Origin of the sequence: Sphingomonas jinjuensis (assembly GCF_014197105.1) — a bacterium.
Taxonomy (GTDB): Bacteria; Pseudomonadota; Alphaproteobacteria; order Sphingomonadales; family Sphingomonadaceae; genus Sphingomonas; species Sphingomonas jinjuensis.
The window spans coordinates 107129-125945 of the sequence record NZ_JACIEV010000009.1 but is presented as its reverse complement, the minus strand read 5'-3'; the positions used below and the strand labels follow the sequence as shown (position 1 = coordinate 125945).

The window sequence follows — 18817 nt, the reverse complement described above, 5'->3', positions numbered from 1 at the left end:
CTTGCAGATCATCGAAATGGCGGCGACTGTCGGTCGTGCAGACGGTCGATGTCGCCAGCTGTAGTTGCTTCAATCAACTGTCCGGCGATTCCACGTTGGCGCGCGGGGAAACGGTCGCATGAGCGACGCAGATCTGGATCTTCTGTCCGAAAGCTTTGCCGATCTGCTAAGGGCGGAATGGCCGATCGAACGGGCGGTGGCGTTCGCTTCCGGCGATCCTGCCGCCATTTCGACGAACGAGGGATTGCAGCGCTCGGTCATCGAGCTCGGCTGGCCTGCCTTGACGATCGCGGAGGAGCATGGCGGCCTTGGTCTTAGCCGGGCGGCCATGGCGCGGCTCTATCTGGCGCTCGGTGCAGCGGTTGCCCCTGTGCCGATGCTTGACACCACGCTGGCCGCAGCGTTGATCGGAGATGCCGGTACGCCGGCGCAGCGCGAGCGCTGGCTGCCACTGATCGCAAGCGGCTCGGTTCGTGCGTCCATCTCCCAGCCTGCAATGCCGGCCCTGCGTTGTGACGGAGCGAGGATGAGCGGCCATGCGCGAGGCCTTCTTGACGGGGGCGCCGCGAACCTTTTCCTGCTTGCGGCGGAGCGGCGCGGCCGACGAGGCTGGGTGGCGATCGAGGCAAGCGCTGCCGGCGTGCTCGTGGTGCCGCGCCGCCTTGTCGATCCCAGCCGATCTGCTGCCGAGGTCGTGCTGGACGAGGTCGCGGTCGAGGATGACGCCTGGATCCTGCCGCCCGATCCCGGCAGGGTGGCGGATCACCTGCTTCGCCATGCGGCGATCGCGCTGGCGGCGGATGCCCTCGGCGCGGCGGAGTCGGCGTTGGCAAGTGTGATCGACTATCTCAAGACCCGGCAGCAGTTCGGCAAGGTGATCGGGTCGTTCCAGGCGCTAAAGCATCGGTTGGCCGACCACAGCACCGCGCTGGTCGGGGCGCGCGAACTCCTGGCCTACGTCGCGGCGATGGATGATGAAGATCATCACGGTCTCCTGAATGCGATCTCCGCCAAGGCGCAGATCGCCAGGGTCGCGGCTGATGTCACGCGCGATTGCATACAGTTGTTCGGCGGGATCGGCTTCACCGCTGAGCATCCGGCACATCTGTACCTGAAACGCGCAAAGCTCGATGAGGCGCTGTTCGAGACCGGGGCGGGCCTCCTTGACCGCGTTGCCGACCTCCTTGAGGCCGCGTAGTGGCTAACCCTGGTTCGAGGCTGCTCACTGGGCTCACCGACGACGACGCCTTTCGGCGTGGCGTCCAGGCGTGGTTGGCCAACGCCTTGCCGACCGACTGGCGGACCCGCTTGCAAGGCGCCACCGAAGAGGACGTGAACCGCTTTCAGCTGTGGTGGCTTGAGGAGCGTCGGAAGGTCGGGCTCGCTACGCCGCACTGGCCACGTGAGTGGGGTGGCCCCGGCCTGCCGTTCTCGCGGCAGATCATCGCCTATGAGGAGATGGCACGAGCGGACGCGCCGGAGCTGGAGTTGATGCTCATATCGCTGTTCCATCTGCCCGCGACGCTGTTCGACGCGGGCACCCAGGAACAGCGCGATCTGTACCTGAGCGGCGTGCGCGACGGAAACGACGTCTGGTGTCAGGGTTTTTCGGAGCCCGGCGCCGGATCGGATCTGGCTTCGATCAGGACGACGGCGGCGCGCGACGCGGACCATTATGTGGTCAACGGGCAGAAGACCTGGTCGTCCTACGCGATGTATGCCGACTATTGCCTGCTGCTGGTCCGGACCGACCCGCACGCCGCACGCAAACACGACGGCCTGTCACTGTTCATCCTCGACATGCGATCACCGGGCGTCACTGTGCGTCCGATCCGACAGATCACCGGAGAGGGCGAGTTCGCAGAGATCTTCCTCGACGACGTCATCATTCCGGCGTCGAACCGTATAGGCGCCGAAAATCGCGGCTGGGCGATCGCCCAGTCCACGCTGTCGTCCGAACGCGGCCTGCTGCTGCTCAGCTATGCGGAGCGGGTGTGGCAGGGGTACCGCAAGCTGAGCCAGGTCACGCGGCCTTCATGGCTCAGCGACGTCGGCTTGCGTCGGGAATTCGCCTCGTTCCACGCGGAACTGCTGACCGTGCGCCTGATGATCGGTCGTTTGCTGAGCATGACGGAGGAGAGCGAGGAAGGCAGGCTGGCGACGTTGCCGGTCTATATCAAGCTTTACTGGGCCCCCTTGCTCCAGCGTTATACGGAGTTTCTGGTCCGCGCCGGCGGTCTGGTCGATCAGGAGTGGCAACCGCCGGTTGCCTGCACAGGCCACAGCAGCGGCGTTCCCGCGCTGGACTTCCTCAAGAGCTTTTCCTGGACGATCTCCGGGGGATCCAACGAGATCATGCGCAACATCGTGGCCGAGCGCTTCCTTGGCCTGCCCCGCGCCTGAGCGGCCAGCGGCAGGCGACGCACGGGAGCGTGACCCTGGCCGCTTTGCCGACCAACCCAGTGCGACTGCAACCTGCCCTCCGGCTCGCCGCCATATCAATTCTAGGAGCGAACATGACGCAATACCGAGGAAAATGGCTGTCGCAGCCGGAACGTATTCTCTTTGAGGTCGCCGACCAGATCGCGACCATCACGCTGAACCAGCCCGAGAAGCGCAACGTGCTCGGCGACGAGATGATGGCCGAGCTTCGGGGCGCGTTGCTCGAGGCGGACGACCGCACTGACGTTCACTGCATCGTGCTGCAGGGGGCCGGAAAGGACTTTTGCGCGGGATATGATCTCGTCGGCGTCTACAACGGCATGGCGGAGGATCAGTCCGGCCGCGCGATCCAGTATCGGACGGTCAACCAGACGCTGGACGACGACAGTTGGCGGCTCGAGCGCAGCCTCGATGCCACGATGACGCTGTCGCAGCTACATAAGCCGGTAATCGCCAAGATCCATGGCAACTGCCTTGCGGGCGGAACCGATCTTGCCCTTGCGTGTGATCTCCTAATCGCGGCGGAGGATGCCAAGATCGGCTTTCCGGCGACGCGTGCCAACGGCTCTCCACCGGCGCACATGTGGATCTATCACTGCGGACCGCAGTGGGCGAAGCGGCTGTTGCTGACCGGCGACAAGGTGTCCGGCATCGATGCGGCGCGATTGGGTCTTGTGCTCGACGCGGTTCCCGCCGACGAACTCGATGCCGAAGTGCAGGATCTGGCACGCCGGGTGGCGGCGGTCGACCCCGAACTGCTCTGGACGCACAAGCGGATCGTCAACCTCGCGCTCGAGCAGATGGGCGCGCTGACGATCCAGCGACTTGCTGCCGAAAATGATGCGCGTTCCCACCTGTCGAAGGGGCCAAGGCGGAGCCGCTTCAAGCAGGACATGGCCGAGCACGGCCTGAAGGAGGCGCTGAAGAACCGCGATGCGCCGTTCGGTGATGGCTTCGTGCGGATCCGTCATCGCTGACGACGGAGGCAGACCGATCCAGGCGGCTCCGCAGAGGTTGGAAATCGTATTTTCGCCGGGCGAGCACGTCTCCGAGTGTCTCGCCCGCTTAGTGATCAGTCTAGCTGGCGAAGTTCGTCCTTGCTCACCTTGCCGAGAGCGTTGAGCGGCAATGCGTCGAGAAAGCGGATGACGCGGGGTACCTTGTAACCCGCCATGTTCTCCCGCGCCCAGGCGATCACTTCCTGCTCGTTCAGCCGAAGGCCTGGCTCAGCGACGATGAACGCCCGGCCGACCTGGCCGAGCCGGGCGTCGTCCATGCCCACCACCGCCGCCTGCCAAACACCCGGCATCTTGCGAAAGACCTCTTCAACCTCCGCTGGATAGCAGTTGAAACCCCCGCAGATGTACATGTCCTTCAGGCGATCGGTTATTCTCAGATTGCCGTCCGCACCTAGCAAGCCAATGTCACCGGTCAGAAGGAAACCGTCCTGGGTCATGCTCCGCGCGGTCGCCGGGGCATCGTTCAGGTAGCCGTGGGTCACCTGAAAGCCGCGCACCGCGATCTGACCTACCATATCGCGCGCGAGTGGACGCATGTTGTCGTCGACGATCCGCACTTCGAGGTTTTCGAGCGGCCGGCCAACGGTGCGCGCAATCACTTCGTCGCTGTCGCCGGCCCGGGTGTAGGAGATGTTGCCCGCAGTCTCGGTCATTCCGTACGCATTCACAATGTGTGGAATGCCCAACTGCTCACGAATCTGGAAGATCAGCTGCATCGGGACCATGGTTCCGCCGGTCATCGCCACCCGCAGGCTGCTCAGGTCCATGTCGCGACGTGCCGGATGCTCGATCAGAGATTGGTAAACGGTGGGTACCGCCGGTAGCAACGTCGTCCGATTGGCCTGAACGAACTGGAGCAGATCGTCTGGGTTGACGACGTCGATTGGGTCGATCCGCATGCCGAGAAGCAGCGAAGTCTGCCAGGCGGACCGGTATCCGGCGTTGTGCGCAAACGGAAACAGCGCGCCAAGCACGTCGTCGGACCGCGCTCCCAGCGCACGCGCTTGGTGGTCGCAGGCAACGATGCTTTGGGCATGCGTCATCATGACGCCTTTCGGCTGGCCGGTCGTGCCGGACGTGAAAAGCACGTCGGACAGATCGTCGGGGCGGATCGCCCCGGCGCGTCGATCCACCTCCTGCGCGGCAACACCGGCACCCGCCCGCACCAGCGACGACCAGCCCCGGACTTGCCCGGCAGCTTCCGCGTCGCTGCGAAGGACCACGATGTGCTCGAGCTTGGGCAGGCTCTCGCTGTGGATCGCGTCGACGAAGTCGTAGCCGCCGAATCCGTGATCCGTGAAGATCAGTCGAACGTCAGCGCTGCGCAGGATCGCACCGGCCTCGCGCCCACGCAGGCGCGTGCCGACGGGAACGAGCACGGCGCCGACCGTTAGCAGGGCGAGCCCGGCAACGATCCAATCCAAGCTGTTCACGCCCCAGATCGCCACGCGCTCACCAGGCCGGATGCCGAGAGCAATCAGTCCGCGAGCGCCGTCGCGGCGCAGCTGATCCACTTCCGCGAAGCTGATCTCGCGCATCCCCTGCCGAACGGCGGGCCGGCTCGCGTTCCTCGCCGCTGACGCGGCGAACGCGGCTGTTATCGTCGTAGTCCCGTAATCAGGCATCGCACCTCTCCCGGCCGCAACTCGATCGGCGAGATGCGGTCTGGCGGACTGGTGTGAGCCGTTCATCGGTCAGGGCGCTCCAAGCTGGAATTGAGAACAGTGAAGGCCGCCGATAGCGCGGCGCATTCGGAAATACGACTGTCGTGCGAAAATTGCAAAGACGTTGAAATGCTTTGTGTTGGTTGGAGAACATAGTTGGCACGGCAGGCAGAAGCGGCCATGCTTGCGCCATGAAAGAAGCATCATCGAAACGTACTGGGAAGTCGGCCGAGCTTCGGCCTGGTTCGCGTGCTTCATTGGAGGATGCAGGTGCCGGCGGCGGCAGCGCGTCTTCGCCGCCGCGATCGGTCGCCCGCATCATCGGGATGCTGGAGATCTTGGCCCGAAACAGCGACGGACGGTCACTGGCCGAGCTCAGCGGCGAATTGGGGGTTCCCAAAAGCAGCCTGCTCGGACTGATCCGCCCCTTTGTCACCGCAGGCTACCTGATGCGCGTGAGCGGCGACTATCTACTTGGGCCACCGATGTACCGGCTGGCAGCGCAGATTCTCTCAACCCGAGGGCTGCTGCGGCAGCTACGACCTTTCTTGAAGGAACTTGCCGAACGCTCTCAGGAGACGGTCTACCTGGCGGTTCTCGACCGCGAGGCCAAGGTCACCACCTTTATCGACACGGTAGCCAGCGCGAAGGCCGTGCGTTTCGCAATGCCAATCGGCTTCGTACGTCCGCTGCATGCAACCGCGGCCGGGCGCTTGCTGTTAGCCTACCAAGACAGCGACTGGCAGGAGAGCTACTTCAGCGAGGCACAATTAACGTCGATCACGCCGCGCACCACCACGGACCCGGCTGCGATCCGTACGGGTTTGCTTGCGATCCGGAGCATCGGGGTTTCCATCTCGCTCGATGAGGCGGTGGAGGGCGGCGGCGCAATCGCGGCGCCCATCTTCGATCCGCAGGGCAACGTCGAAGCCGCGTTGCTGATCGCAGCACCGACCGAGCGATTGAAGCAGAACCTGCCGGTATTCCAGCATCTCGTCACCGAGGTCGCGCGGCGAGCATCCGGCTATATCAGCACGGAACATGCCCAGAGGCTCGACCAAACCTAAGACCACCGCAAGTGTAAGCTATTGCTAAATACGAACGGCGTTCGTAATACGCGTTCTCGGCTACGGGGATGTGTCGGTCGTCATGCGCGCAACAGACTGCAAGCTTCCAGATAACGTTACGGCATCATGAGGGCGGCGTGCGCACGAACAGCCAGGCAGCCTGACCTTCTGCACTTGGCTCGCTACGTGATGGGCCGGATGAAGGTTCGCTCTACTGGTGCTCGGAAGCGCGCGCGATCTGGCTTTGCCGCATCGGGCGTGCCGCTGCTTCGTCGACGCAATTCCGTACGCGTTCGTGGAGAGCCGGCATGACGGACTTCGACGCTTACCGAAACAAGTTCGAGATGATCCGCCTTTCTCGGGACGAGGATGGCATTCTCCTCATGCAGCTGCACACCGACGGTGGCCCGCTCCGCTGGAGCCTCGCGCCCCACAAGGAGCTCGAGCAGGCTTTCCTCGACATCTCGCGCGACCGCGAGAACCAGGTGGTGATCGTCACCGGCACGGGAGAGGAGTTCTCCGGGCCGGCCGTCTACGGCGCCGCCGACCGTTCCGTCGCGATGCAGGTCCCTGCCGACGACTGGTACTGGATGGGGGTCGAGGGCAAGCGCTACGTCATGAACATGCTGAACATCGAGGTGCCGATGATTAGTGCGGTCAACGGGCCGGCTTTGCGGCACGCGATCATCCCGGTGATGTGCGATCTGGTCCTTGCCGCCCATACGGCCGCTTTCCAGGACTCGGCGCATTTCGCCGGCGGCCTGGTGCCCGGGGACGGGCATGGCGTGATCTTCCCGTTCCTGATGGGCACCAATCGCGGCCGGTACTTCCTAATGACGGGACAGCGCCTGTCCGCTGCCGAAGCGAGGGAGGCGGGGCTGGTGAACGAGGTCCTGGCGGGTGATCGCCTCATGCCCCGTGCGTATGAGCTCGCGCATCAGCTGCTGCGAACGCCTCCCTTGGTCCGGCGATACACTCGCGTGCTGCTGACCCAGCGTTTGCGCGCAGCACTTCACGATTCACTTGGCTACGGCTTCGCGATGGAAGGCCATGCGATCGCTTGAACCGCGAAAAGGAACTACCATGACGTTTGATTATTCGCGCTACGAGACGCTGCTCTGTACCCAGAATGGGCGCATTCTCACCATCTCGATGAACAAGCCGGAGCAGCTGAACGCCGCCAGTCAGCTGATGCATTACGAACTCAGCCGCATCTTTATCGACGTCGCGGACGATCCCGAGGTGGATGTTGCAATTCTGACCGGGGAGGGGAGGGCGTTCAGCGCGGGCGGCGATATCGAGCACATGCGTCGATCGACCGAGCAGCCGTCCTATTATTACACGTCGGTGGTTGAGGGTAAGCGGACGCTGATGAGCATGCTCGATTGTCCCAAGCCGATCATTTGCCGGATGAACGGAGATGCGATCGGTCTTGGAGCGACGCTGGCGCTGTTCTGCGATATAGTGGTGGCGGTCGACACCGCGAAGATCGCGGACCCGCACACGCGCGTCGGCTATGTGGCGGGCGATGGCGGTGCGGCGATCTGGCCGCAACTGATCGGCTACATGCGTGCGAAACAATATCTTCTTGCCGGCGGCGTCATCATGGCGCCGGAGGCGGCGCAGATCGGCCTCATCACCTTCTCGGTGCCCGCGGACGAACTTGACGCCAAGGTTGCCGAATGGGCGGATCGCTTCGCCAACGGTGCGCGGCGTTCGATCCAGTGGACGAAGATGACGATCAATACCGGATTGAAGCAGATCGCGGCGAGCATGCTGGATGTCGGCTTCGCGTACGAAGGCATGTCCAATCATACCGAGGATCACCGCGAAGCCGTCGACGCATTCCTGAACAAGCGAAAGCCCAAGTTCAGCGGAAACTGATCCGCCTCCGCTTCCATCTTCAAGGTCAGATAATGAGCCTCATCGAACCCGATCATATCTCCAGCCTGCGCGAGAACATACGGCGGTTCCTGGAAAAGGAAGCAACGCGAGAAATGGTCGAGGCGTGGGACCGCGACGACCTTATCCCACCGCGACCGTTCATGGCGAAGCTCGCAGAATTGGGCGTGTTTCACGTCTCGGTGGCCGAGGAATATGGCGGCGCGGGAGTCGATCTGACCGCAATGGTCGTCACGATCGAGGAACTGTCCCGTCGCAGCATGCAGCTGGCGGCCTATTACATCGAGGCGACCTTCTACGGCGCGCTCAACATCGCCGAGTGCGGAACGGAGGCGCAGAAGCAGCGCTTCCTGCCCGACCTTGCGGAGGGCAAGCTGTTGTTTGCCTACGGCCTGTCCGAACCCGACACCGGCGCCAGCCTGGCCGATGTGAAGACGCGCGCCGAGCGTCGTGGCGACACGGTGGTGATCAACGGCTTTAAGCGCTGGTGCACCGGTGCCAGTACCGCCGACTACATCTACATGCTGGTCCGCAGTGGACCCGCGGAGGCGAAGCGTAAAAACCTGTCGTTCGTGATCGTGCCGGTGAACTCGCCGGGGATCACGATCACGTCGATCGAGACGATGGGCGCCAAAGGCGTTCCGACTAACGACGTGGCGCTCGACGACGTCGAAATCCCCTTCGACCTCGTCGTCGGCGGAGAGTCGGGTTGGGATAATGGCTGGTCCATGCTGGTCGGCCCCGCGCTCGAGGCCGAGAAGCTCGAAGTGCCCGCTCTGGCGCTGGGGGTCGCGGAAGCCGTTGTCGAGGAAGCGTGGCAATATTCGCAGGAGCGCAGGCAGGGCGGCAAGGCGATCTGCAGCTACCAGGCGATCCGCCACCAACTCGCGGACGCGCAGACCAAATTGGAGGCATGTCGGCTCATGCTCTACAACGCCGTCCGGCTGCTAGAGGAGAAGCGTCCGTCAGCCGCCGAGACGTCGATGGCGAAGCTGTTCATCACCGAAACGGCGGTCGAGATCGCACTGACGTGCCAGAAAATCCTCGGCGCCTATGGCTATGCCCGCGGGTTCCAGATGGAGCGGCATGTCCGCGACATCCTCGTCACGCCGATCTGGGGCGGATCGACCAACATCCAGCTCAACAACATCGCCAATCTTATGGGGCTGCCGCGCTGAGCGCCGGCGCCATCCGACCGGATGCAACCGTTTCCAGGTACATGAGGACAGGGTCTTGAGCGACAATTTCCAGATCGACGAACCTGAACAGGGGGTGCGGCGGATCACCATCAGCCGGCCAGACGCGATGAATGCGTTCACCTTCCCCATGTACAAGGAACTGCTCGGCCTGTTGCACGAGATCCGCTACGATCCGCGGGTCCGGGTGGTGATCCTGACAGCCACGGGGCGTGGTTTCTGTGCCGGTCACGACATTAAGGCCGGCGGTGCGGCGGACTGGGTTCCGGACGATGTCGGGAAGGCGTATCAGGCGCGCTACACGCTCGACGTGATCTCTGCGATCCCCGTTGCCATCCGCAACCTGCCGCAGCCGGTGATATGCGGCATCAACGGCACTGTTGCGGGCATGGCGCTCGCCTTCACGCTCGCTGCCGATCTCACCATCGCCGCGCAATCGGCCAAGTTCGTCAACTCGATCCATAATGCCGGATCTGGGGCCGAACTCGGCATCAGCTATATGTTGCCGCGGGCCGTGGGCGTTCAGCACGCCGCCGAGATACTGCTGACAGCGCGTCCGGTGCCGGCCGACGAGGCGGAACGGATCGGCCTGGTGTTGAAGACCGTACCCGACGACCAGTTGCAGGATGCCTGCATCGAATTGGCGAAACGGATTGTGGTGAATGTTCCCATGGGCATCTGGGTCACGAAGCAATCATTGTGGCACAATCAGAACGCGGGCAGCCTCGAACAGGCGATCGAGTTCGAAAGCCGCGGGGTCCACATCGCGCAGTCGACCCAGGACAAGGTGGAGAAGCGCATGGCGTTCCTGGAAAAGCGGCCCCCCACCTTCGACTTCACCTGATCGCGGGCTCGCCGCGGCGTCGTCGCAGGGGGAACTTCAGTTCTGGGTCGAAGGCAATCGCTCGGTAAGAGCCTCGACGATATCGAGCCGGGCTCGCAGGGCGGCGCATCCACGATCGAGCGCAGCACGCGCACCTGGCGACACCCGCAGCATCGATGCATAGCCGTGCAGCAGGCCCGCAGCATCGTCGACGATCACTGCGACGTCATCGCTCTCCAGCCGCTTGGCATAAGCGAGGCCCTCATCCCGCAAGGGATCGTGGCTCGCAACCGCGATATAGGCCGGTGCGACGCCGCGCAGCGTTTCCGCCTTCAGAGGGCAGGCGCGCCAGTCCGCTTCGTCGGCTCCGTAGTGCCCCCAGAACCATTGCATGGCCTCTCGCGGCAGCGGCCATTGCTCCGCATGATCGTGGTAGGACGGGCGGTCGAAGTCGCAATCGGTGGTGGGATAGAAGAGCAGCTGAAAGCATAGGTTGATCCCAGTGTCGCGCGCGTGGATCGCCGCCCCGGTTGCCAGATTGGCGCCTGCGCTATCGCCCCCCACCATCAGCGGTGCGCCGTCGAACGCCAGTCCCGCGCGGTGCTGATGTATCCAATCCAGCACGGCCCAGGCATCATCGACGGCCGCAGGAAAAGGATTTTCCGGCGCCAAGCGATAACCGACCGATACCAGTACGAGGTCGGTGCGGGCAACGATGGCGCGGGCGGCAGCGTCGCTGGCATCGATCGAACCAACGACGAACCCGCCGCCGTGCAGATACATCATGATGCCCCGGGCCGGCCGATGGGGGCGATAGATGCGGATGGGCACCTCGGCCGCCACCGTGTCGCTTACGTCGGCGATGGCCTCATCATCGGCTGGGGCGGATGGCGGCGCCACCAGCAGCGATCGAAACTCCGCCGGTGTCATGTCAGCGAACGGTGGCCGCCCTTGAGCGGTGATGAGATCCACCAGCTCTTTCGTCTCGGGCTCGAGTTCCATCCTGTCTTCGCCTTCCATTTTTAACGATCGGTGCGGCGGGTTCGTACCGACGCGAGCGTGCTGATCTTAAGCTATCGCGCTGTTCGAGTCGGCACACCGCCGCATCGCCACGTGCGCGAGCCAGAAGTGGATCAAGGCCCAAGCGCTGCTGATCGAGACGCTGACGATCAGTGCAATGCGCAGACCTTCCGGCCCCATGCGGGCGCCGAAATAGTCGCTGAGCGCGCCGACGACCATGGGGCCGAAGCCCAGCGCCACGCCGGTGAAGGTCGAAAGAAGGACCGCCACTGCCCGCGCCCGAGCGCGGGGAGGAACGACGCGGTACAACACCATCAACGAGGGAGTCAGATAAACAGGGTAGAGCAGCGCGGGGACGACGAACAGTCCGAGCGCCCAAGCCCCGGTCGGCGCGAGGAACGCCGCGACATAGAATGGTACGGCCAGGAGCAGTGCGAACCCGATGAGCAACGGGTAGCGCGCCAGCACGTTGCCGCACAGCCGATCGGCGACCACTCCACTGACCGCCGACCCGATCGCACCGCCGCAGCCGATGATGATACCGAGCCAAAGGCCAACATGCGCCACGTCCATCGCGTGGAGACGGAGGAGGAATGGGGGCATGAAGCTGACCGCGCCGTTGCCGGCCATTGAGAAGAGCGAGCTGCCGATCAGCAGGTGAATGATCCCGGGCGCAGCGCCCAAAGTTCGGACCACCTCCCTGAACGGAAGCTCCGCAGCGCCTGACTGGTCGGTGCTGCGCCGCGTTGGTTCCGCGACGCTCAGCCGGACCAGAACGCCGACCGCCAAGCCAAACACGCCGAGTACCACGAGCGTTCGCCGCCAGCCCAAGATGGCACCCAACCATCCGCCTCCAGCCAACCCAGTCAGGATCCCGAGATAGACGCCCGACGAAAAAATCGAGGTCGGCAGGCCGCGCTTGCCGTCGGGGTACATATCCGCGATCATCGAATAGGCCGCTGGCCCCGACCCGGCCTCGCCGACACCCACGCCGGCCCGCGCCAGGACCAACTGGATGTAACTCTGGGCAAGTCCGGCGGCAGCCGTCGCCGCGCTCCAGACGATGACCGATGCTGCAACCAGTGTTCTGCGATTATGTCGATCCGCCAGTGGCGCGATCAAGAGGCCGGCAGCAAGGTAGAGAACGACGAAGGCCGGCCCTGTCATCAGCCCGAGCTGCTTGTCGTTGAGGGAAAACTCGAGCTTCAACTGATCTTGCAGGATGATCACGATCTGGCGATCGATGATGCTGACCGCATACACCAGCGTCAGGACACCGACGACATACAGGCGTCGGCCTCCAAGCAAGCCCCCTTCTACGTCCATCTTAAAAATCCTCTAGCACATCATGTCTTTTGCAGGAGTTCGACCGGGGCACATGGAACGGTCCTGGCTGTTGGCAGGGCACCATACCGCCTGGCATTCTGCCCAACACCGCCGGTGAGCTACTATTGCTCGTGTCCAAAAAAGCGAACGCCACTCCCATTCGTGAATAGCTATGCACGATCCGGACCCCTGCGCCACGAAAATTCTTGTCGGCGCCCTCGCGGAGTTATAAACGGAGTTCAGATAACGAAACGATGGAGGGGAATAATGGACACGATCAGGATGCTGAGCGTGGGAGCGGCAATGTTGTGGCCGGTGACCGGTGTCGCCGCGGCACAGCAAGTAGCCCCCGCCGCCGAACCCTCAGCGGCGGCCGCCAAGCAGCAGACCGAAGGCCTGGCCGACATCGTGGTAACGGCCCAGCGTCGGGAGCAGTCCTTGCAGGATGTCCCCATATCCGTGTCGGTCATCTCAGGCGATGACTTGGCTCGGTCCGGGATCGTCTCCGCGCGGGAGTTGACCCTGACCGTCCCCGGCCTGAACTTCACCCAGAACGGCGTTGCTATCCAGCCGACCATTCGCGGTATTGGAACCGTGAATTCAGGCGTCGGCGACGAGGCAAACGTCGCGATCTACGTCGATGGGGTGTATCAGCCCTCGCTGGTCGGCAATGCATTCGATCTGAACAGCATCGAGCGTATCGAGGTGCTGAAAGGCCCGCAAGGAACCCTGTTTGGCCGCAATGCAACGGGCGGCGCGGTCAGCGTGATCACGCGCAGTCCAAGCTTCACCCCCACATTCGATGGGGAAATCAGCTACAGTCGGTTCAACAATGTGCTTGTGAAAGGCTATGGTTCGGGACCGCTCAGCGACAAGGCGGCGGTAAACATCGCGGCGGTCTATTCCAGAAGCGACGGCTATGTCGACGACCTCATCCGTGGCGGGCACCTTGCCAAACAGGACAATATCAGTGTCCGCTCCAAGCTCCTCCTCAATGCGAGTGACAAGCTGACGGTAGTGGTCGGCGGAAACTATGCTCGCCTCGACGACAACACCGCGCTTTCAACCCAGGGTCTGAACGGCAACGTTGCCGCAAAAGGGCTCGGCGTTCCGATCGTGGTCGCGAACCGCCCGCGTCAGTCGGCCTTGAGCTTCATTCCAAAAAACCTCAATACCATCTATGGCGGAGATCTGACCGCAACACTCGACTTGGGTGCCGCCCAGGTCAAATCAATTTCTGCGTATCAAGCAGCAGACTTCAGTGCATTGGCCGACTCAGATGTCTCGACCTTGACAATCTTGCACATCGGCCCCTGGATCCGACCTTCCCGGACATTCAGTCAGGAAGTGCAGCTGGCCTCAACCGGGTCACGACGCCTGAACTATGTCGTTGGCGGATACTATTTCCACAATCTGACCAAGGATGATCCGCTACACGTAGTATCCGGAACCGCGACCGCCACCAGCTTTACGTTGATCGATCAATTTCAGCGCCTGCAGTCAGATGCGTTCGCCCTGTTCGGCGAAGTGACCGCAAATCTGGGATCAGGGTTCGAGCTGACCGGCGGCGCCCGCTACAGCAACGAGCGCAAAATCTACAATGGAACCCGCCTGACGACGACCGCGGCCGGTGTCGTTGTTCCGCCTTTCAACGTTAGCGGACGGAAGACCTTCAAGGATGTAACGCCGCGGGTCTCGCTTCGATATGCGCCCAACAGCGACGTGTCGCTGTATGCCTCGTTCAGCCAGGGCTTTAAGAGCGGCCAGTTCAACGTTGCCAGCTTCTCAAACGTGGCGGTGGATCCCGAGAAGGTCGACGCCTACGAAACCGGGGTCAAGACGTCGATCTCGCGGAACCTTCGCATGGAGGCGGCGGCCTTCTACTATGATTACAAGGACATCCAGTTTGCGGCGTTCATCGGCCTTGGCCAGGTGCTCGCGAATGCGGCACGCGCGCGTATCTATGGTTTCGAGGCGTCGACCACGTGGGCTCCGATTGACGGCCTAACGCTGCGCGGCGGGCTAAACTACAACCACGCGAATTACGTCGAGTTTCCGAACGCAACCGTGTTCATTCCGCGTCCAACCGGAGGTAACACGCAATCTGCTGCCGACGTGTCGGGCAACTGGATGATCCGGACCCCGCGATATACCTTCAACCTAGCGGCAGACTATACGACGCCGCTCGCCGGCGGAACACTGGCGGCGAACCTGACGATGTTCTTCAGCGGGAAGTACTTCTGGGATCCACTTAACCGGGTGCGACAGCCCGCATATGAGATCGTGAACGGACGTCTTGCTTGGACCGATCCGAGCGACCGCTACACCGTCGGCGTGTTCGTCAAGAACCTGACCAACCAGCTCTACACGGCCAGCGTGGTGCCTTCGACCAACGGCGACACGACGGTGTTTCAGCCGCCGCGCAGCGCAGGCGTTTCGCTCGGCGTGCATTTCTGATGGTGCCCGGTCCTGCGATGGCCCTGACCGGTAATCGCGGGACCGGTCGGGACCTCGAGGTCAGTCCGTCATGCGCCTGAGACCGTCAAGCAGGCGACCGACACCGGCGACCTGAGGCTATCCCGCCGTCTCGTGGGGCAGGTCAGCCCACGAGCGCGCCTCTTCCGCCGCGCGCGCGGCGTCGTAGCCGCCGTCGATGTAGATGTGCTGCCCGACCATGAAACTGTTTTCGGGTGAGGCGAGCCAGATCAGTGCCCGGGCCACCTCGGTCGCTTCGCCGTTCCGCCGCAACGGGTTTGGGTAGCGCGCGAAAATGTCTTGGCGCTGCTCGTCGGTCTTGATGAACGGAGCGAGCATCGGCGTCTCGATTGTGCCGGGCGCGACGGCATTGAGGAGAATGCCCGCACCGGCCCAGGCGGCCGTCGACGCGTTCGCCCGCAGCCAGTCGCGCAGCGCCGCCTTCGATGTGGCATAGCCGGCATGCACCTCCGCAAGTCGCAATGCGACAGGCTCGTTCCCCTCCAGACACGCGTCCATCAGTTCGTCGTGAACTGGCGACAAGGCAGCAATGGATCCGACGAGCACCGCTCGCGGATCGCGTCCCTTGGCCAGTAAGGGCTGCAGCTGGAGCAGTGTGTCTCGTGCGCCGAAAAAGTTGACGGCCACCGATCCGACCGAATTGCCACCGGAGACGCCCGCGGAGGCGGCAACGGCGTCGATGCTCTCACCCGCTACCGCTGCAATGCGATCCTTCAGGGTTTTGCGATCATGCGGATCGCTCAGGTCGACAGCGATCTCGGCGTTTGCGATGTCGACACCGATGGCGCGCCAGCCCCGCGCGGCGGCGACCTGCATCGCTGCCGCACCGATGCCGGAGCCGGCCCCCGTCACCACGATCGTGCGCTGAGTCTGCATCTGGGTCTCACTGACTGGGGGTTGGCGGTTCGCCACTGGCTTGGCGCTCGTGGAGCCCGCTTGGCATCCTCTCATCAGCAAGGACAAGCGCTCCTCCCGCGATATTTGCTGGTGTAATGCCGAACGTCAATCGTATAATGGAACAGAGTTGATGCGAGGTGGAGATCGATGGCGGACGAATACGACGTTGTGATTGTCGGCGCGGGCTTCGCGGGGCTGTACATGCTCTACCGGGTACGACAGCTCGGTCTGAAGGCGCACGTGGTGGAGCGGGCCGGGGATGTCGGCGGCACTTGGTATTGGAATCGCTATGTCGGCGCGCGCTGCGATGTTGAAAGCGTGGATTACTCGTACTCCTTCTCCGACGAATTGCAGCAGGAGTGGCAATGGACCGAACGCTTTCCCGCGCAACCGGAGATCCTTCGCTACATCCAGCATGTGGCGGATCGGTTTGATCTGCGGCGGGACATCTCGTTCAACACCGAAGTCCGAAGTGCGCACTTCGATGACTCGCGCAGTCGGTGGGTACTGACAACCGAAGACTCGCGAACGTTAATCGGACGCTATTGTGTGATGGCGACGGGAGGCTTGTCGACGCCGGCGCGTCCTGATTTCGCGGGGCTCGATACGTTCGGCGGCGACTGGTACCAAACGTCGCTGTGGCCGCATGAAGGCGTGGATTTCTCGGGAAAGCGTGTCGGAGTGATCGGCACTGGATCCTCCGGCATCCAGTGCATCCCCGAAATTGCCAAGCAGGCAGCGCACCTCACCGTCTTCCAGAGGACGCCCAATTTCACCCTCCCAGCGCGCAACGCTCCGCTCGAGCCGGATGCCTTGGCGGAATTCAAGCGCGGCTATGCGGAGCATCGCGCGGCGGCCCGCAAGACGAAGGGCGGGATCAAGACCCGTTCAGCCGGCGGTTCGGCCCTCGCAGTGAGCGCGGAACAGCGAAAGGCGGCGTTTGACGAGCATTGGGCGCGCGGCGGGAACGGCATCACCTCATTGTTCGACGACCTGATGGTCGACGAAGGTGCCAATCAACTGGTAGCCGACTATGTCCGCGACCAGATCAAGTCGATCGTCAAGGATCCGGATGTCGCCGCCTTGCTATCGCCGACCGACCATCCGCTCGGGGCGAAGCGCATCTGTCTCGATACCGGCTATTACGATACCTACAACCGCGACAACGTCGAGTTGGTGAACCTTCGGGCGAGGCCGATCGCCTCGATCGACGAGAACGGCATCGTCCTTTCCGAGGGTAGGGTGGATCTGGACGTCATCGTTTTCGCGACCGGGTTCGATGCGTTGACGGGTGCGCTCCTTGCCATGGACATCCGCGGCTCGCGTGGGACGCCGCTGGCCGAAGCGTGGTCGAGCGGCCCGCGCACCTATCTTGGCCTGACGGTGGCGGGGTTCCCCAACATGTTCACCCTGGCAGGGGCCGGTACCCCGGCGCCTCTGACCAATGTCGTTGCCTCGATCGAGCAGCAGGTCGACTGGGTGTCCGATTGCCTCGCCTGGATGAAGGAGCACGGCATCGCCAGAGTGGAGGCGGACGGAGCGGCTCAGGACGCCTGGGTGGAACACGTGTTCGCGGCTGCCGAAAAGACGCTGATGATGCGTGCCTCGTCCTGGTATCTCGGTGCTAACATCCCGGGCAAACCCCGCGTCTTCATGCCCTATGTCGGCGGCCTGGACGGATTCGACGCAATTCTCCAGGATGTCGCGCACGACGGGTATCGCGGGTTGGCGATGACCCTCCTCGCCGTAGCCGACGGCGCCGTCGCTTCGTGATGGACCGGCCGAACGCGATGAAGGTAGTCTCTCATGAGCTATGAAGTGTCGCGCATCGTTGTCGTAACGGGCGCGGCGGGCGGTATCGGGCGAGAGATCTGCGATACGCTCTCGCGCCGGGGAGACCGGGTCTGGCGGCTTGATTTTCGCGAAGTGGAGGGCGAACGTGCCATCGCGCTCGATGTGACCAGTCCCGAAGCGGTCGACGCCGCCGTGGCGCGGATCGTCGCCGATGCCGGTCGGATCGACCTGCTGGTCAACGCGGTCGGCGTGTTCGTCCGCGATGGCCTTGCGGCCATCGACAAGGACGAGTTCCGGCGCGTGTTCGACGTGAATGTGCTTGGCCCATTGCTCATGATGAAGGCCGCTGCGCCGCACATGGGCGATGGATCGAGCATCATCAACATCGCCTCGGTGTCCGGGCGGCGCGGCGGCCCGACCGCAATCCTGTATTCCGCCAGCAAGGCAGCGCTGATCAGTGCGACGCAGTCAGCGGCGCTGGCCCTGGCTCCGCGGACGAGGGTCAATGCCATCGCGCCAGGCCCGGTCGACACGGCAATGTGGAGCCAGGTCCTGCGTGAAACGTCAGCAAGCGGACGTGGCTCAGAGAGCGAGGTCCACAAACAATTGATCGAAGCGGTGCCGATGAAACGTATTGCGACTACCACTGACATCACCGCGACGGTTATCTTCCTCGCTAACGAGAGCAGCTACGTGACCGGGCAGACAGTAAACGTGGACGGAGGATTGATACTTTCCTGAATGGGTTCTGTCAGACCAAATGCGCCGGCTGGTCCGAGGGGCAGGGTAGGTGTAGCAGTTCGCAATGATGATCGTCCGGAACTCCAATAAGGGGCAGTTTGCGGCTCATGTTGCGTGGTACGGATCGGGCGACAAGCGCACGATCGTTGAGACGCAAACTACAATCGATGCAACGGACGCACAATGCTGATCCGTCCGCCCACGAACGGTGAACATGGGCTGGCCGTCGTCCCGACCGGAGTCGATTTCTGGGAGACTACGCCGGAAGGGCGGGCGGCTGATGCAGGGTCTTATAACCATTGATGTGCCAATTTTCCATAATCAGCGTGTCAGCGACCCGCGTGATACCGATCGCTACATAGTCTATCGCTTGCCCGGTTTGACGTGACCCCCGTTTCTTCATCCACCTGGAACTAGAGACCGGCCCTGG

The 18817-nt window shown here is 63.1% G+C and carries 15 protein-coding genes; 11 read left to right on the top strand and 4 right to left on the bottom strand.

All coding sequences use genetic code 11. From position 1 onward, the window contains the following. The first annotated feature begins 118 nt into the window (after positions 1-118). The 3 genes from GGQ80_RS14880 (at position 119) to GGQ80_RS14870 (ending at position 3419) form a co-directional block, all read left to right on the top strand. Complete coding sequence (locus GGQ80_RS14880; protein ID WP_183986246.1) at positions 119-1198, top strand: acyl-CoA dehydrogenase family protein; 1080 nt, start codon at positions 119-121, stop codon at positions 1196-1198. Further along, positions 1198-2403 carry an acyl-CoA dehydrogenase family protein gene (locus GGQ80_RS14875; protein ID WP_183986244.1) on the top strand — a complete coding sequence of 402 codons (1206 nt, stop codon included), beginning with the start codon at positions 1198-1200 and terminating at the stop codon, positions 2401-2403. The genes GGQ80_RS14880 and GGQ80_RS14875 overlap by 1 nt, the downstream gene beginning before the upstream one ends. 113 nt (positions 2404-2516) lie before the next feature. Next, positions 2517-3419 carry a crotonase/enoyl-CoA hydratase family protein gene (locus GGQ80_RS14870; RefSeq protein ID WP_183986242.1) on the top strand — a complete coding sequence of 301 codons (903 nt, stop codon included), beginning with the start codon at positions 2517-2519 and terminating at the stop codon, positions 3417-3419. A 95-nt stretch (positions 3420-3514) separates the two neighbouring features. Here the strand turns inward: GGQ80_RS14870 and GGQ80_RS14865 are convergent, their stop codons facing one another. After that, positions 3515-5086, bottom strand: coding sequence for an AMP-binding protein (locus GGQ80_RS14865; RefSeq protein WP_183986240.1), 1572 nt, complete (start codon positions 5084-5086; stop codon positions 3515-3517). A gap of 230 nt (positions 5087-5316) precedes the next feature. Between GGQ80_RS14865 and GGQ80_RS14860 the strand changes: the two genes are divergently transcribed. The 5 genes from GGQ80_RS14860 (at position 5317) to GGQ80_RS14840 (ending at position 10134) form a co-directional block, all read left to right on the top strand. Further along, a complete protein-coding gene (locus tag GGQ80_RS14860; protein ID WP_183986238.1) occupies positions 5317-6192 on the top strand; it encodes an IclR family transcriptional regulator in 876 nt (291 codons plus the stop codon). 308 nt (positions 6193-6500) lie between these two features. Then, positions 6501-7256 (top strand): enoyl-CoA hydratase/isomerase family protein, encoded by a 756-nt coding sequence (locus tag GGQ80_RS14855; RefSeq protein ID WP_183986236.1) that lies wholly within the window; start codon positions 6501-6503, stop codon positions 7254-7256. A gap of 19 nt (positions 7257-7275) precedes the next feature. Further along, entirely contained in the window at positions 7276-8076 is an 801-nt protein-coding gene (locus GGQ80_RS14850; protein WP_183986234.1) for an enoyl-CoA hydratase/isomerase family protein, read from the top strand. 32 nt (positions 8077-8108) lie between these two features. Then, the gene (locus GGQ80_RS14845; RefSeq protein ID WP_183986232.1) at positions 8109-9272 is read left to right on the top strand and encodes an acyl-CoA dehydrogenase family protein; all 1164 of its coding nucleotides are present in this window, start codon (positions 8109-8111) and stop codon (positions 9270-9272) included. 55 nt (positions 9273-9327) lie between these two features. Then, on the top strand, positions 9328-10134 hold the full coding sequence (locus tag GGQ80_RS14840; RefSeq protein WP_183986230.1) for an enoyl-CoA hydratase/isomerase family protein: 807 nt from the start codon (positions 9328-9330) through the stop codon (positions 10132-10134). A gap of 36 nt (positions 10135-10170) precedes the next feature. Here GGQ80_RS14840 and GGQ80_RS14835 read toward each other — a convergent pair whose 3' ends face one another. Together GGQ80_RS14835 and GGQ80_RS14830 are read right to left on the bottom strand one after the other, a co-directional pair. Continuing rightward, positions 10171-11133, bottom strand: coding sequence for an alpha/beta hydrolase (locus GGQ80_RS14835; protein WP_183986228.1), 963 nt, complete (start codon positions 11131-11133; stop codon positions 10171-10173). A 48-nt stretch (positions 11134-11181) separates the two neighbouring features. Further along, positions 11182-12459 carry an MFS transporter gene (locus tag GGQ80_RS14830; protein ID WP_183986226.1) on the bottom strand — a complete coding sequence of 426 codons (1278 nt, stop codon included), beginning with the start codon at positions 12457-12459 and terminating at the stop codon, positions 11182-11184. Positions 12460-12726: 267 nt separating this feature from the next. On the opposite strand from GGQ80_RS14830, the gene GGQ80_RS14825 reads away from it, so the two are divergent. Then, positions 12727-14916 (top strand): TonB-dependent receptor, encoded by a 2190-nt coding sequence (locus GGQ80_RS14825; protein WP_183986224.1) that lies wholly within the window; start codon positions 12727-12729, stop codon positions 14914-14916. A 117-nt stretch (positions 14917-15033) separates the two neighbouring features. Here GGQ80_RS14825 and GGQ80_RS14820 read toward each other — a convergent pair whose 3' ends face one another. After that, on the bottom strand, positions 15034-15831 hold the full coding sequence (locus GGQ80_RS14820; protein ID WP_183986222.1) for an SDR family oxidoreductase: 798 nt from the start codon (positions 15829-15831) through the stop codon (positions 15034-15036). A 168-nt stretch (positions 15832-15999) separates the two neighbouring features. On the opposite strand from GGQ80_RS14820, the gene GGQ80_RS14815 reads away from it, so the two are divergent. Both GGQ80_RS14815 and GGQ80_RS14810 read left to right on the top strand, forming a co-directional pair. After that, the gene (locus GGQ80_RS14815) at positions 16000-17625 is read left to right on the top strand and encodes a flavin-containing monooxygenase (RefSeq protein WP_183986220.1); all 1626 of its coding nucleotides are present in this window, start codon (positions 16000-16002) and stop codon (positions 17623-17625) included. Between the two features lie 33 nt (positions 17626-17658). Next, positions 17659-18387 carry an SDR family NAD(P)-dependent oxidoreductase gene (locus GGQ80_RS14810; RefSeq protein ID WP_183986218.1) on the top strand — a complete coding sequence of 243 codons (729 nt, stop codon included), beginning with the start codon at positions 17659-17661 and terminating at the stop codon, positions 18385-18387. Positions 18388-18817 lie beyond the last annotated feature (430 nt).

Excerpts from the sequence above, each read along its gene's own strand:
- GGQ80_RS14880 (WP_183986246.1), top strand. The coding sequence starts at position 119 with ATGAGCGACGCAGATCTGGATCTTCTGTCCGAAAGCTTTGCCGATCTG.
- GGQ80_RS14870 (WP_183986242.1), top strand. The coding sequence starts at position 2,517 with ATGACGCAATACCGAGGAAAATGGCTGTCGCAGCCGGAACGTATTCTC.
- GGQ80_RS14865 (WP_183986240.1), bottom strand. The coding sequence starts at position 5,086 with ATGCCTGATTACGGGACTACGACGATAACAGCCGCGTTCGCCGCGTCA.
- GGQ80_RS14860 (WP_183986238.1), top strand. The coding sequence starts at position 5,317 with ATGAAAGAAGCATCATCGAAACGTACTGGGAAGTCGGCCGAGCTTCGG.
- GGQ80_RS14855 (WP_183986236.1), top strand. The coding sequence starts at position 6,501 with ATGACGGACTTCGACGCTTACCGAAACAAGTTCGAGATGATCCGCCTT.
- GGQ80_RS14850 (WP_183986234.1), top strand. The coding sequence starts at position 7,276 with ATGACGTTTGATTATTCGCGCTACGAGACGCTGCTCTGTACCCAGAAT.
- GGQ80_RS14845 (WP_183986232.1), top strand. The coding sequence starts at position 8,109 with ATGAGCCTCATCGAACCCGATCATATCTCCAGCCTGCGCGAGAACATA.
- GGQ80_RS14835 (WP_183986228.1), bottom strand. The coding sequence starts at position 11,133 with ATGGAAGGCGAAGACAGGATGGAACTCGAGCCCGAGACGAAAGAGCTG.
- GGQ80_RS14830 (WP_183986226.1), bottom strand. The coding sequence starts at position 12,459 with ATGGACGTAGAAGGGGGCTTGCTTGGAGGCCGACGCCTGTATGTCGTC.
- GGQ80_RS14825 (WP_183986224.1), top strand. The coding sequence starts at position 12,727 with ATGGACACGATCAGGATGCTGAGCGTGGGAGCGGCAATGTTGTGGCCG.
- GGQ80_RS14820 (WP_183986222.1), bottom strand. The coding sequence starts at position 15,831 with ATGCAGACTCAGCGCACGATCGTGGTGACGGGGGCCGGCTCCGGCATC.
- GGQ80_RS14815 (WP_183986220.1), top strand. The coding sequence starts at position 16,000 with ATGGCGGACGAATACGACGTTGTGATTGTCGGCGCGGGCTTCGCGGGG.
- GGQ80_RS14810 (WP_183986218.1), top strand. The coding sequence starts at position 17,659 with ATGAGCTATGAAGTGTCGCGCATCGTTGTCGTAACGGGCGCGGCGGGC.